Origin of the sequence: Chryseobacterium sp. MIQD13, assembly GCF_050496705.1 — a bacterium.
GTDB lineage: Bacteria > Bacteroidota > Bacteroidia > Flavobacteriales > Weeksellaceae > Chryseobacterium.
In genome coordinates, this window is sequence record NZ_JBNWAF010000003.1 from 42,296 (window position 1) to 54,879 (window position 12,584).

The 12,584-nt window shown below is 36.4% G+C and carries 14 protein-coding genes; 7 read left to right on the plus strand and 7 right to left on the minus strand.

Translation table 11 applies throughout. The annotated features are described in order from the left end of the window. Window positions 1-44 precede the first annotated feature (44 nt). The 5 genes from ACQWU4_RS12435 (at window position 45) to murI (ending at window position 5,945) form a co-directional block, all read left to right on the plus strand. Window positions 45-1,118 carry an RluA family pseudouridine synthase gene (locus ACQWU4_RS12435; protein ID WP_429936092.1) on the plus strand — a complete coding sequence of 358 codons (1,074 nt, stop codon included), beginning with the start codon at window positions 45-47 and terminating at the stop codon, window positions 1,116-1,118. A 51-nt stretch (window positions 1,119-1,169) separates the two neighbouring features. Further along, entirely contained in the window at window positions 1,170-2,120 is a 951-nt protein-coding gene (locus tag ACQWU4_RS12440) for a PorP/SprF family type IX secretion system membrane protein (RefSeq protein ID WP_429936093.1), read from the plus strand. A 51-nt stretch (window positions 2,121-2,171) separates the two neighbouring features. Beyond that, a complete protein-coding gene (gene hemW, locus ACQWU4_RS12445) occupies window positions 2,172-3,296 on the plus strand; it encodes a radical SAM family heme chaperone HemW (protein WP_429936094.1) in 1,125 nt (374 codons plus the stop codon). Window positions 3,297-3,386: 90 nt separating this feature from the next. After that, on the plus strand, window positions 3,387-5,051 hold the full coding sequence (locus tag ACQWU4_RS12450; protein ID WP_429936095.1) for a S8 family serine peptidase: 1,665 nt from the start codon (window positions 3,387-3,389) through the stop codon (window positions 5,049-5,051). Between the two features lie 63 nt (window positions 5,052-5,114). Further along, complete coding sequence (gene murI / locus ACQWU4_RS12455) at window positions 5,115-5,945, plus strand: glutamate racemase (protein WP_429936096.1); 831 nt, start codon at window positions 5,115-5,117, stop codon at window positions 5,943-5,945. 55 nt (window positions 5,946-6,000) lie between these two features. Here the strand turns inward: murI and ACQWU4_RS12460 are convergent, their stop codons facing one another. Then, the gene (locus ACQWU4_RS12460) at window positions 6,001-6,600 is read right to left on the minus strand and encodes a nitroreductase family protein (RefSeq protein WP_429936097.1); all 600 of its coding nucleotides are present in this window, start codon (window positions 6,598-6,600) and stop codon (window positions 6,001-6,003) included. 86 nt (window positions 6,601-6,686) lie between these two features. Here ACQWU4_RS12460 and ACQWU4_RS12465 point away from each other — a divergent pair, with 86 nt between their 5' ends. After that, window positions 6,687-7,037, plus strand: coding sequence for a winged helix-turn-helix transcriptional regulator (locus ACQWU4_RS12465; protein ID WP_429936098.1), 351 nt, complete (start codon window positions 6,687-6,689; stop codon window positions 7,035-7,037). Here the strand turns inward: ACQWU4_RS12465 and ACQWU4_RS12470 are convergent. The 4 genes from ACQWU4_RS12470 to ACQWU4_RS12485 all read right to left on the minus strand — a co-directional run bounded on the left by ACQWU4_RS12470 (window position 7,034) and on the right by ACQWU4_RS12485 (window position 9,445). Beyond that, window positions 7,034-7,606 carry an RsmD family RNA methyltransferase gene (locus ACQWU4_RS12470; RefSeq protein ID WP_429936099.1) on the minus strand — a complete coding sequence of 191 codons (573 nt, stop codon included), beginning with the start codon at window positions 7,604-7,606 and terminating at the stop codon, window positions 7,034-7,036. The two genes, ACQWU4_RS12465 and ACQWU4_RS12470, sit on opposite strands and share 4 nt — an antisense overlap. An 83-nt stretch (window positions 7,607-7,689) precedes the next feature. Continuing rightward, window positions 7,690-8,406, minus strand: a complete 717-nt coding sequence (locus ACQWU4_RS12475; protein ID WP_429936100.1) for a DUF3822 family protein — start codon at window positions 8,404-8,406, stop codon at window positions 7,690-7,692. 18 nt (window positions 8,407-8,424) lie between these two features. Further along, window positions 8,425-8,919, minus strand: a complete 495-nt coding sequence (locus ACQWU4_RS12480) for a Smr/MutS family protein (protein WP_429936101.1) — start codon at window positions 8,917-8,919, stop codon at window positions 8,425-8,427. 28 nt (window positions 8,920-8,947) lie between these two features. Then, window positions 8,948-9,445 (minus strand): metallophosphoesterase family protein, encoded by a 498-nt coding sequence (locus tag ACQWU4_RS12485; protein ID WP_202094497.1) that lies wholly within the window; start codon window positions 9,443-9,445, stop codon window positions 8,948-8,950. A 134-nt stretch (window positions 9,446-9,579) separates the two neighbouring features. Here ACQWU4_RS12485 and ACQWU4_RS12490 point away from each other — a divergent pair, with 134 nt between their 5' ends. Continuing rightward, window positions 9,580-11,124 (plus strand): serine hydrolase, encoded by a 1,545-nt coding sequence (locus ACQWU4_RS12490; protein ID WP_429936102.1) that lies wholly within the window; start codon window positions 9,580-9,582, stop codon window positions 11,122-11,124. Window positions 11,125-11,185: 61 nt separating this feature from the next. On the opposite strand, the gene ACQWU4_RS12495 is transcribed toward ACQWU4_RS12490, so the two are convergent. Together ACQWU4_RS12495 and ACQWU4_RS12500 are read right to left on the minus strand one after the other, a co-directional pair. Further along, on the minus strand, window positions 11,186-12,070 hold the full coding sequence (locus tag ACQWU4_RS12495; RefSeq protein WP_429936103.1) for a Zn-dependent protease: 885 nt from the start codon (window positions 12,068-12,070) through the stop codon (window positions 11,186-11,188). Continuing rightward, on the minus strand, window positions 12,051-12,527 hold the full coding sequence (locus ACQWU4_RS12500) for a SixA phosphatase family protein (protein WP_429936104.1): 477 nt from the start codon (window positions 12,525-12,527) through the stop codon (window positions 12,051-12,053). The genes ACQWU4_RS12495 and ACQWU4_RS12500 overlap by 20 nt, the downstream gene beginning before the upstream one ends. Window positions 12,528-12,584 lie beyond the last annotated feature (57 nt).

Genomic DNA, 12,584 nt, shown 5'->3' on the forward strand with positions numbered 1-12,584 from the left:
TCAACTGCAAAATGTTGGGGCCTTTTGTGTAAAAAGATAAAATAATGGCAGAAGATAACGAAGATTTTTTGGATGAAGAATTGTTGGAATCCGACAGTTTGGAGAATATTGATATTGATGAGGAAAATAAAGGATTATACGAACATCTTAATATCACAGTCGATAGGAATCAGGAACCGCTAAGGATAGACAAATTCTTACTGATATACAGACAAAACTCTTCAAGGAATAAGATTTCACAAACCTGTCGTGCAGGAAATGTAATTGTAAACGGAGCTCCGGTAAAGCAGAACTACCGTGTGAAGCCGGGCGACCAGATTTCTGTACTTCTGACCCATCCTCCGAGAGAAAATGTGATCATCCCTCAGGATATTCCTGTAAATATTATATACGAAGATGAAGATTTGATCGTTGTAGATAAAGAAGCAGGAATGGTTGTTCATCCCGGACATGGAAACTGGGATAAAACCCTGGTGAATGCATTGGCCTTCCATTTTGAAAAGAATGGGCAGAAATCCGATCTGGACAGAGTAGGGCTTGTTCACAGAATTGATAAGGATACGTCCGGACTTCTTGTAATTGCAAAAAATGAATATGCACTGAGCTTTTTGGCAAAACAGTTTTTTAACAGGACCACGAAAAGACTGTATTGGGCATTTGTATGGGGAAATCCTAAGGAAGATGAAGGGACAATAAGAGGCCATATCGGAAGGCATCCTAAAAACAGAATGCAGATGTCCGTATATGAGGACGGCAGCCATGGAAAGCATGCGGTGACCCATTATAAAGTTTTAGAGCGGTTTAAATATATGACCTGGGTAGAGTGTAAACTTGAAACAGGAAGAACGCATCAGATCCGGGCACATTTTAAACATATAGGGCATACCTTGTTTAATGATGAAAGATATGAAGGACATACCCCACTCAGAGGAGTGAATCTGCCTAAGTATAAGCAGTTTATAAAAAATGTTTTTGAAATCCTTCCCAGACATGCACTTCATGCCCATACTTTAGGCTTTGTACATCCGACTACTAAAAAGGAATTATATTTTGAGAGCCCAATGCCGAAAGATATGGCGGATGCTGTAAAAAAATGGAGAAATTATTTAGAAAACTAAAAATATATTGAGATTTTTTTTATATTTGTTGAATTGAAATCAAGATTTGTTATGAGAAAACTATATGCTATCGTATGTTTAGCTCTTTTGTCAAATGCATACAAAGCACAAGAATCACTACCATACTATCAGCAATATCTTTTGGATGGTGAATTCCTGTTCAACCCAGCTCAGTACGGAAAGACCGATTACGTGCAGCTTAATGCTAATTACCACAAGCAATTTGACAAGTTTAGCGATTCTCCAAATACGCAGTCTATAGGAATCAACGGGAACATTTTCGACAGAGTGGGAGCAGGGCTCTCTATTTTCAGAGACAGCAATGGACCTATTTCTGCAGGCGGTATTACAGCGGGAGCTTCATACTTTATTCCACTAAGTAGTGAGGGAGACAGAAAAGACCAATTCTCCTTTGGTACCAGTGTTTCATTTTATAATATGAACTTCGACTATACTTCAGTGAATGTTGAAGATGGTTACGATCCACTATTGATCGGGAAAGAAGGGAATATTTTTATGGCTTATGCCAACTTCGGTGCAGCTGCTACCTATAGAAATATCTTTGCAGGAGTGTCTGTAAATGATATTGCACTAAGCAACGACAAGGCTATCGTAAACGGAATCGAGCCTTCACCAATTAAATTCTTCTTAAACTTAGGATATGACTGGCATTTTGCTGACAATATCTATGTAACGCCATCAGCATTGATCAACCTGAATACCAATTCAACAAGAATGATCGATTATAACTTAATGGCTACTTTCTTTAATGATATCAACTCTTTCTCTGCCGGTGTAAGTTACAGAACGGTACAGAACAGATTTGACAGCCAGCAGCTTCAGGTTGCCCCTGTTATTAAAGTAAGATTCAACAAATTCATGATCGGGGCTACTTACAACATCGGAATGTCTGATATCCAGACTTATGGTGGAAACAGCTTTATGATCAGCTTAGGTTATAACTTTGATAACTTTATTAATCATAGAGGATATAGATATTAATCTGATTTAATTTAAATAAATTTGAGCTCTGAAATTTTCAGGGCTTTTTTTATGATATATATTCACATCCCGTTCTGCAAACAGAAATGCAGCTATTGTAATTTTCACTTTTCAACATCTTTAAACTTTAAGGATGAAATGATCAGTGCCATGAAAGCAGAGATCAGACTTAGAAAAGACGAATTACAAAGTAAAAGTTTAAAATCCCTGTATTTTGGAGGCGGGACACCTTCCATTCTTTCGGCAGATGAAATCCGTTCAATCATTGATGAAGTGTTGAAATATTTCAGTTTTGATAACGATATTGAAGTCACTCTCGAAGCCAATCCCGATGATCTGGATAAAAATTTTTTAAAGCAATTGGCTCAATCGCCTGTAAACAGACTTTCGATCGGTACGCAAAGTTTCTTTGAGGAAGACCTGAAGTTAATGAATCGTGCCCACAATGCATCCGAAGCAGAAGATTCGATTAAAAGAGCACAGGATTTCGGGTTTGAAAATCTTAGTATTGATCTGATTTATGGTTCGCCAACTTCTAATCTGGAGATCTGGAAAGAGAATTTAAACAAAACAATAGCGCTTGAAGTACCCCATATTTCTTCCTATGCATTGACAGTTGAACCTAAAACTGTTTTGGAAAACTGGATATCGAAAGGCAAAATTGCCAGTCCAAAAGAAGAAGAACAGAATAAAGAATTCTATTATCTCTCAGATTTCCTGAAAGATAATGGATTTGAGCATTATGAAGTTTCCAATTTTGCAAAACAGGGCTTTTATTCAAGACATAATTCTGCGTACTGGAAATATAAAGAATACCTTGGAATCGGTCCTTCTGCCCATTCCTACAATGGATTTGATGTGCGAAGCTGGAATGTAGCCAACAATCAGCAGTATATTAAGAAATTAAATTCCGGTCTTTTGGCTAAAGAAGAGGAAATTCTTTCTCAGCAGGATCAGTTCAATGAAATGATTATGATAGGCTTAAGAACAGTTTGGGGAGTAGATCTTGAAAGCTTGAAAAGTAAATTCAGTGATAAAATCCTTGAACATTTCCAAAGTGAGATTAAGCCAAAGCTTGAAGAAGAGATTTTAACGGTGGAAAATAACCATTTAAAAATTCCTGAAAAACATTGGTTTATGGCGGATGGAATTGCTTCCGATCTGTTCATTGTGTAAATATAGATTCCTTTTTTTAATACTTGTAAATGTTGGATATTTCCGTATTTTTATGTTTAATAATCTGAAACTTAATTAAACATAAAAGTAATGAGAAAAAATATCTTTACACTCTTTTCAGTGTTGTTTTTGTCCCTGTATAATGCCCAGGACTTTGAAAAAAATCAATTGGTAATAAAGGTTAAAAAGGAGTTTTTTAACCAACAGAAATTTGATACATCAAAAAATATCATTGGAGTACAAAGTATTGATAAACTTAACAGTAACTACGGTGTAAGTAAAATTATCCCTATAGGAAATGCGAATATTACAACGTCCTTTTTATTGGAATTTAAAAACGATACAGATATTTCCTCTGTTTCAAAAATCTATACTGAAGACTCAAAAATTGAATTTGCAGAACCTAATTATATAGCTCATGGAGCAGGTGTAAAAGGACCTGACAATATTTTGAATTTTCCTAATGATTCATTCTTTTTTTCCAGACAGTGGGGCTTATACAATAATGGAACTTTTTCTGTTTCCGGAATGAATACTACTGCAGATGCCGACGTTGATATGGAACTGGCATGGGATATTGAAACTGGAGATCCCAATATGATTATTGCAGTAGCAGATTCAGGGCTTAATCTTTCTCATGAAGATATTTCTGGCAGAATATGGAACAAATCTGTAGAAATAATGGACGGAATTGATAATGACGGAAACGGTCTTATAGATGATTACCGGGGCTGGGATTGGGTGAATAATGATAATAATCCTGCAGATGATCACGGACATGGAACTAATTGTGCAGGGATCATAGGAAGTTCGGCTAACAACGGAAAAGGATATGCGGGAGTAAACTGGAACAGTAAGATCATGCCATTAAAAGTATTAAACAGCTCCAACAGCGGTAGCTACGCAAATATGGCAAACAGTCTTTATTACGCTGCCGCCAACGGTGCGAAAATAGTATCAATGTCTATCGGAGGCACTTCATCATCTTCATTGCTGGCCAGTGCAATAAACCATCTGAAAACGAATAATGTAATGTTGGTAGTTTGCATGATGAACAATAATAATGAAGTAGCTAATTATCCGGCTGCCTATTCTACCACTTATGATAATGTTATTGCTGTAGGCTCTACTGATGCCAACGATAAAAGGACACAACCATTTTTTTGGAGTTCAACGTCGGGAAGCAATTATGGTAATCATATTAATGTAGTTGCCCCCGGGAATTATATTTATGGACTGGGTATGGATTCTAATACTTCCTATAATTCATATTGGGGCGGTACATCTCAGGCTACACCTTTAGTAGCGGGAGTAGCTTCATTAATCTTCGCCCAAAATCCCTCACTAACTCCTGCGCAGGTGCGAAATATTCTTCAATCAACAGCGGAGGATATGAAAGGTATTTCATCTGAAGATATAGCAGGCTTTGATAAATATCATGGATGGGGAAGAATTAATGCCTTTTCAGCTCTTAATTCTCCTCTGTTGAAATCTGTAGAGGTCAGTAATAATTCTGGATTAAAGATTATTAATCCGCTTTCAAACGGACATTTGGAAATTTATAATAATAAAAAAATAAATGGGGCTACCCGTCTTACCATTTCAGGTTTTGATGGAAGAATAGTTTATGATCAGTCCATCAATGTTAATGAAGGTAAAAATATTGTTCCGGTTAATCATATTACTGCGGGAAGCTATTTACTTACACTTGAAAATAAAGAATATAAAAAAATATTTAAGGTCATAGTGAAATAGTAGTGGGATATGCATTTTAGATATTGAAATTTAAATTAATTTTGTAGTCATTAAAATGGAATTTTGAAAACTAAAAAGCAAGACTATTCACATCTTTCACCAAGCCAGCCTATCGGTATTTTCGATAGCGGGGTAGGAGGACTTACCGTAGCTAAAGAGATCAAAAGACTTCTTCCTCATGAAGACCTGATCTATTTTGGGGATACCAAGCATCTTCCGTATGGTGAAAAGTCGAAGGATGCCATCATAGAATATTCTACAAAAATCACCAATTTTCTGCTTCAGCAGAACTGTAAAGCTATTGTTATTGCCTGTAATACAGCTACAGCAAATGCTTTGAACGAGGTTATGCAATCTGTTGCCGGAAAAGTTCCTGTCATAGACGTTATTAATCCTGTGGCAGAAAAAGTAGCCTATGAGATTCATAATAACGTTGGGGTTATTGCGACAAAAGCAACGGTCAATTCAGGATTGTATAAAAAAAGCATCAGAAAACAGAACAAATGGATTAAGGTTGATGAGTTGGCCACTCCGTTACTGGTTCCTGCTATAGAAGAAGGATTTAAGAATCACCCGATTACTCATGCGATCATTTACAATTATTTAAGTAATAACAAGCTTAAAAATATTGAAACACTGATCCTCGGATGTACCCATTATCCTTTATTGATTGATGAAATAAAGCAATACTACGGAAACAGGGTCCGTGTGATAGATTCTCCGAATATTGTAGCCAATCACCTGAAAATCATTCTGGATAAATATCATCTTCTGAATGATAATAATCCAAAGCCGAATTATCATTTCTATCTTTCGGATCTGACGAAGAACTTTGAAAAGATCTCTAAGAAATTCTTTGGAAAAACAATAGATTTAGAACTGAAAGTATTATAATACAAAAAGCTGTTTCACCTGAAACAGCTTTTATTTTTAAAGAAAGTCTGAATTATTATGGTTCCAGAATAACCATCTCACTCTTCAGCCTTCTTTTTGGGGTTATTTCCGGATGATTTTTGTCGTTTTCATCTCTTTTCCCGATGGCTACTGCAAAAAGAGTTTCATAAGAATCATTTTTCAGGATTTCATCATACTTTTCAGTTTCAATACCCTCCATAGGAGTAGAGTCTATTCCCATCGTAGCACATGCAGACAGAAGAACTCCAAGTGAAAGATAAACCTGATGCCCCATCCATGAACGGATGGCCGCTTCACCATTTGGTTTTACCATGTTTCTGTAATAATTTACTGAACCTTCTGTAAGATTTTCTTCGATTTGTCTTTCAAAATCTTCCGGATTTTTCAATACCTGAAATACAACCAGATGGCTGCTTTCCAGTACTTTTTCCTTGTTAAAGTAAGACGCTTCTCCCAGTTTTTCTTTCAGTTCCGGTTTGTTAACGAAAATAAAATTCCAAGGCTGGCTATTGATAGAAGACGGACTTAGATTAAGGATTTCTTTCAATTCTGCAATCTGTTCTGCACTGATTTTCTCTTGTGGGTTATACTTTTTTGCCGTATACCTTTTTTTCATTTGTTCTAAAAAGCTCATAAATTATTGTACTATCATTTTTATAGTTGCAAAACTAATTTAAGTTTAATACATTTGCAATAACGGTAAAAAAGGATAGTATAAAAATGTACAAAATAGATAACAAAGAATATCCGTGCTGCACCAGCGTAACCATGAAGTTTATCGGGGGAAAATGGAAGGCGGTAATTTTACATCACTTAATTGGTGGTGCAAAAAGATATAATGAATTAAAAAAATCTATTCCAACCATTACAGAAAGAACTCTGAGCCTGCAGCTAAAACAGCTTGAGGAAGATCATATAGTAAACAGGAGAGTATATACGGAGAAACCGCCTTTGATGGTAGAATATACGCTGACAGATTTTGGGAAAACATTACTTCCGGTTCTTGAAGCGATTACCACTTGGGGAATAGCGGCACCGGGTCTTTCCGTAAAAAAAATAATCAGGAATTAAATTTCCTGATCATCTTCTTTATTCGGTTCGAAAAAACTGAAACTTACATTTCCGTATTTTCGGGTGTCTATTAAATTTGGGTGCTCAAGCTTCATCCTGCTTTGATGTTCTACGATAAAGACTCCGTTAGGCTTAACAAATTTATTGTTCAGAACAAGAGACAGTAACTCATAATATTTCTTCTCCTCCATTTCGAATGGAGCATCAGAAAATACAATCTCAAAACTTTTCTTATTCCTGAACTTTTTAAGCCAGTCAAAAACATCACCTCTCTGAACATTAATCTGTAAAGACATGTCAAGTTCTGAGGCAGTGGAATTAATAAAACTTGTATGTTTTGGATTCAGCTCAACAGAAGTAACATCTGCGCATCCTCTGGAAGCAAATTCAAAAGTGATTGAGCCAATGCCTGCAAAAAGATCAAGCACGGAAATCGACTGCATATCATATTTATTTTCCAGGATGCTGAAAAGCGCTTCCTTGGCAAAATCCGTAGTCGGTCTTACTTCAAAGTTTTTAGGGGCGGCTATTTTTTTTGCTTTCCATTTACCGGAGATTATTCTGAACATATTTTTTAAGTTGTTAGGTAGTGGTTTGTAGGTGGCAGGCTGTTGCATTTAGGGATTATCCCCTATAACCTGCTATCTGCAACCTAATTGAGTATAAAATTCTTATTGGGAACATTGTCAAAAACAATTCTCATATTTTTAACGAATTTCTGAAGCTCAGAGATAAAAGTTTCATTTTCCGTTGTTTCACCATAAGCGTAAAAGTTGGTTTCATTAATTCCGAAGCCTATTTTACTCAGCGTAAACATCACGAAATACAGAAAATCTACTTCAGAATTTACATCCAGGTTGTTATATAAAATAACTTTCTTGTTATCAATGGCAAAAAACTCACATTGATTATGGTAAAGATTGATATGAATTTCCTTATTATTCTTATTGTTGATTGAATTCAGAAACTTCTCTCCCGAAAAATTGAAATGAACCGGAACTGCCAGCTCTTTTATTTTTTTGTAAAAATTTTTAGGGAATGTATAGTAAAACTGTACCCCGAATTTTTTATTGACAGAAAGCATAAGTTCTTCCTTTTCCCTGTCCGCCGGAGCATTGAACGCAATCAGTTCAAATCCCGTCTCATGCTCAGAAAAACCCTCGGGCATCAGCGTAAAATGATTCAGTGCAGAGATCACGTGGATCTCGTCGAATCTTTGTTTAAGAAGAATTTCATCCAGTTTTTCATCAATAAGAGTTTCCGGAGTTTCTTCAGTAACGAAATAAGACTTTTCCTCCTGAATGCTTTTATTTTTTGCAATCTGGTAGATTAATCCGTCTTTGGTAAAAAGTAAATTAAGTACGTTCATATTTCAATTGCTGCAAATTTAGTGAAATTCTATCATAACGGCACCCGATTGATGATGAAGTATTTCTTTATTGTAAAAATCGATATCTGTCTGGCTTTCCAAAACATCCATAACCATTCTCTGCAGTGTCCCGTCACCTATTCCGTGAACAATTTCCAGCCTCTTCAGATGGTGCTTTCTGCAGAAATCAAGAACCTCTGTCAGCTTTGCTTTCTGGATGAAGAGTCTCTCAAAGCTGTCATAATCACTGGGATTCTTAACCAGACTATCAAAATGCAGGTCCAGAACCATATGATTTTTCTGATGCTTTTTCGAAATAACCTTTTTAGGCTCTGCTTTTCTGACTACCCGGATATTTTCATAAAGATCCGCATTTTTTGGAACCAGTCTCTCTTTCGGATATTGATAGGTAAATCCATATTCATCTTTAAAAACAACAATATTGCCGTTCACGGAAGTAATAATTCCGCTTAAATCCTCATCTACTACAGAAACTTTGTCCCCGATTTTCATGTATTCCGCTTCTTTGTTGTTTTTTAATTTAATTTTTAGGCCCCAGTTCAATGATTTCTAGATCCTTGATCTCTTCTCCCTCCACAACGAAGCGCATCATAGTTCTTGTCTTATGCCATCCCTGTTTTCCACAAGCTCCGGGATTAAGGTGAAGAAGATTGTTTTTCTTGTCAAACATAGCCTTTAAAATATGAGAATGCCCTGAAATAAATAATTTTGGAGCTTTTTCAGAAATTTCCTTGTTGGTAAGTGGTGTGTATTTACCGGGATATCCTCCGATATGGATCATTAAAACTTCAAGATCTTCACAGAAAAAACGGTTTACTTCAGGAAACTCAGCCCGTATCTTTGCATTGTCTATATTCCCATAAACACCCTTTAAAGGTTTTATTTTTTCCAGTTCCTCTATAACCTCCATACTTCCGAAATCTCCGCAATGCCAGATTTCATCGGCCTGACGGGCATATTCTAAAATTCTGTCATCTATATAGGAATGGGAATCGGAGAGAAGGAGAATTTTTGTCATTAAGATCTGAAATTTTTACAAATTTAGGAAAGATTTATTTTCCATTAAGAGTTAGGTTATTTTTAAATGAACAAAGTTCTTACGGAAAGGTCCGAATGATCTAATATTTACTAAATTTGAGAAAATTTATAAAAATGAAGCAGAAATTTTCTCTTTTAATTTTTCTTGTGGCAGTGGGGCTTTTCAACGCTCAGGTTGAAGAAAAAAAACTGGATGAGCTGATCCAGAATACACTGAAAACCTTTGATGTTCCGGGAATGTCTGTAGGAATCATAAAAGATGGAAAAGTGATCTATTCCAAAGGGTTCGGACAACGTTCTTTAACAACCAAACAACCGATGGACGATAATACACTGGTGGGAATAGCATCCAACTCAAAAGGGTTTACCTGCACTGCGCTGGCTATTCTGGCGGACGAAGGGAAACTGAACTGGGATGATAAAGTTTCAAAATATATTCCTGAATTTCAGATGTACGATCCGTATGTATCCCAGAATGTAACCATAAAAGATCTTGTCACTCACAGAGCAGGATTAGGTTTGGGACAGGGAGATCTGATGTTTTTCCCGGAAGGAGGGAATCTGACCGTTAATGATATTGTTCACAATGTAAGATATCTGAAACCGGAAAATCCTTTCAGAACTAAGCTGGATTATAACAATATCATGTTCATTGTAGCCGGAGAAGTAATCCACAGGGTTTCCGGCCTTAGCTGGGCTGACTTTATAGAACAGAGAATTATGAAGCCTGTCGGAATGACATCCAGTTTCGGAAGTTATAACAGGGCCAAAGCTGTATCAAATAAAATTGATGCTCACGCACCGGTAGACGGAAAAGCCATTGCCGTTCCTCACGACTGGAATGAGACAGGTAATGCAGCTGGAGGAATTATGAGTAATATCAAAGATATGACCACATGGGCTGACTTTTTATTAAATAACTTCACTACCAAAGACGGTAAAAAATTGGTTTCAGATAAAAATGTGCAACAGCTGTGGAGCTTGCAGATCCCTGATAGGGTTGCTTTAAAAAATCCTTATGATACAAGTTTCTACGGTTACGGATTAGGATGGTTTTTAAGTGATGTTAAAGGACATAGACAAATCCAGCATACAGGAGGGCTTATCGGTACGGTTACCCAGTTTACCTTGATTCCGGATATGAAATTAGGAATTGTGGTATTGACCAATCAGCAGTCCGGAGCGGCCTTCAATACGATTACAAATACTGTTAAAGATTCTTATTTGGGAGTAGCAGACAGAAACTGGCTGAAAACATACGGCGAAAGAATGTCAAAAGTAAATGCAGATTTTGACAAGCAGAAAAAAGAAGCCTTTGCTAAATCCGAAGCTTTTAAAAAAGAAAAAAATCTTCAGCCTAAAGCCGAACAGATTGTTGGAAAATACAATGATCAATGGTTTGGAGATGTAGAAATTTCTCAGCAGGGAAATACATACAGAATCATTTGCCAGAACTCTCCGAGACTAAAAGGAGAATTGCTTCCATTTTCAAATAATTCCTTCATTATAAAATGGGACGACAGAAGCTATGATGCCGATGCATACATTATTTTCGATTATGATGAGAATGGAAAAGCAGAGTCTGCGAAATTGAAACCTGTTTCAGACGTTACAGATTTCAGCTTTGATTTTGATGATCTGGATCTTAGAAGAAAATAGATTGATGTGTTAAAACAATATAAATAGAAACGGGCTTTTGTCCGTTTTTTTTATTAACAGATTATTTCAAAAGGTTAAAGTCTTGTCCGGCACGTGCAAACTCAGAATTGAGATGTTGCTTTTCAAAGAAATTTTTCAAATCAAGCAGACGTTTTTTATGATCATACTGAATACTTGAATTTAATTTCTGCTGGCAAAGCGAACAGGCTCTTGCAAAATGATAATCTGTTTCAGAAAGACTATTGGTTCCGTTCATTACACAGTTGGCATTGAGACAGTGGCTGATTCCAAACATATGTCCGAGCTCGTGGGAACTTATTTTAATTAATCTTTCCAGACTTTCATTGAAATTGGCATCAGAAAGATGACCATCGGAGAACCTGTACATTGAAGTTACGCCTACACCATCCTCATAAGAAGCCAGACCGAAGACATAATTCCATTCAGGCTTTGGAAAAAGATCTTTTTCTGTAATACCCATAAAAACGACAGCATCCTCAGGTTTACGCTTTATCAATATACTGTCCAGCACATAACCTGCCAGAATCTGTTCCTGGCCTTCTGTAGAAATTCTTCGTACTGTTTTTGGAAAAATAGTATTGGCTAAAGCAGGAAGCACTTTTGTTTCCAGCTGAAAATACCTGCTTAAATATTCTTTAGTAAGAAGTATTTCCTTTTTCTGAAGTTCATTGAATTCCCCAATAGGCTGAAGATAGATCGTATTTTTACCCTGTTCAGGCTTTATCTTTTTTAATTTTTGAAAATCTTCAAAGGTCTGAAATTTTTCATTCCTTGAATACCTCCAGTCACCAGGCTTTGCTTTGGGAAGTTTTGCGTCATTTAAGGCAATAGCTTCAATATACGTCCTCTCTTTTTTATGACATGAAAAAAAGAGCAGGAGAGGGAATAGGTATAAAAAGATAGTCTTATATTTTCCCAGGCTCATAAAAGAACAAAAGTTTCTTCTTGGCACCGTCAAATTCAGACCATGAATTACAGTCTATTTCAAAACCCGCCACTCCGCAGGTCGGGAAGTGAAAAATATCTTCAGAGATAGAATTGGCAAAATTGGAAATTCCGTTGTTATGAGAGAAAAAAGCCACAGAGCTTACGCTGTCATCCAGGTCGTAGATTACAGATTCAAAATTTCTTTCCGAGGGATTATAAAGCTTGTCTTCCGTAGATACATTAAGCTGATAAGCCTGATTAAAGATTTTACACGTATTCAGTGCACGCACTGCCGGGCTGGAAACAAACTGATCAATAGAAATATTATTGCTTTTCATGAATCTGGACATGTTCATAGCATCTTTCAAACCTTTGTCTGCCAAAGGTCTGTCAAAGTCCTCCGTTTCTTCCGGCCAGTCGCTTTTTGCATGTCTTACGAGGATGAGTTTCTTCATATTTTCGTTTTTTGGAAGATTAAAATTATAAAAAAAATAATGGAATAAAACATGATT

Bases quoted from the DNA above. Each gene is read 5' to 3' on its own strand.
- ACQWU4_RS12435 (WP_429936092.1), top strand. From the start codon at position 45: ATGGCAGAAGATAACGAAGATTTTTTGGATGAAGAATTGTTGGAATCC.
- ACQWU4_RS12440 (WP_429936093.1), top strand. From the start codon at position 1,170: ATGAGAAAACTATATGCTATCGTATGTTTAGCTCTTTTGTCAAATGCA.
- hemW (WP_429936094.1), top strand. From the start codon at position 2,172: ATGATATATATTCACATCCCGTTCTGCAAACAGAAATGCAGCTATTGT.
- ACQWU4_RS12450 (WP_429936095.1), top strand. From the start codon at position 3,387: ATGAGAAAAAATATCTTTACACTCTTTTCAGTGTTGTTTTTGTCCCTG.
- ACQWU4_RS12460 (WP_429936097.1), bottom strand. From the start codon at position 6,600: ATGAGCTTTTTAGAACAAATGAAAAAAAGGTATACGGCAAAAAAGTAT.
- ACQWU4_RS12465 (WP_429936098.1), top strand. From the start codon at position 6,687: ATGTACAAAATAGATAACAAAGAATATCCGTGCTGCACCAGCGTAACC.
- ACQWU4_RS12470 (WP_429936099.1), bottom strand. From the start codon at position 7,606: ATGTTCAGAATAATCTCCGGTAAATGGAAAGCAAAAAAAATAGCCGCC.
- ACQWU4_RS12475 (WP_429936100.1), bottom strand. From the start codon at position 8,406: ATGAACGTACTTAATTTACTTTTTACCAAAGACGGATTAATCTACCAG.
- ACQWU4_RS12480 (WP_429936101.1), bottom strand. From the start codon at position 8,919: ATGAAAATCGGGGACAAAGTTTCTGTAGTAGATGAGGATTTAAGCGGA.
- ACQWU4_RS12485 (WP_202094497.1), bottom strand. From the start codon at position 9,445: ATGACAAAAATTCTCCTTCTCTCCGATTCCCATTCCTATATAGATGAC.
- ACQWU4_RS12490 (WP_429936102.1), top strand. From the start codon at position 9,580: ATGAAGCAGAAATTTTCTCTTTTAATTTTTCTTGTGGCAGTGGGGCTT.
- ACQWU4_RS12495 (WP_429936103.1), bottom strand. From the start codon at position 12,070: ATGAGCCTGGGAAAATATAAGACTATCTTTTTATACCTATTCCCTCTC.
- ACQWU4_RS12500 (WP_429936104.1), bottom strand. From the start codon at position 12,527: ATGAAGAAACTCATCCTCGTAAGACATGCAAAAAGCGACTGGCCGGAA.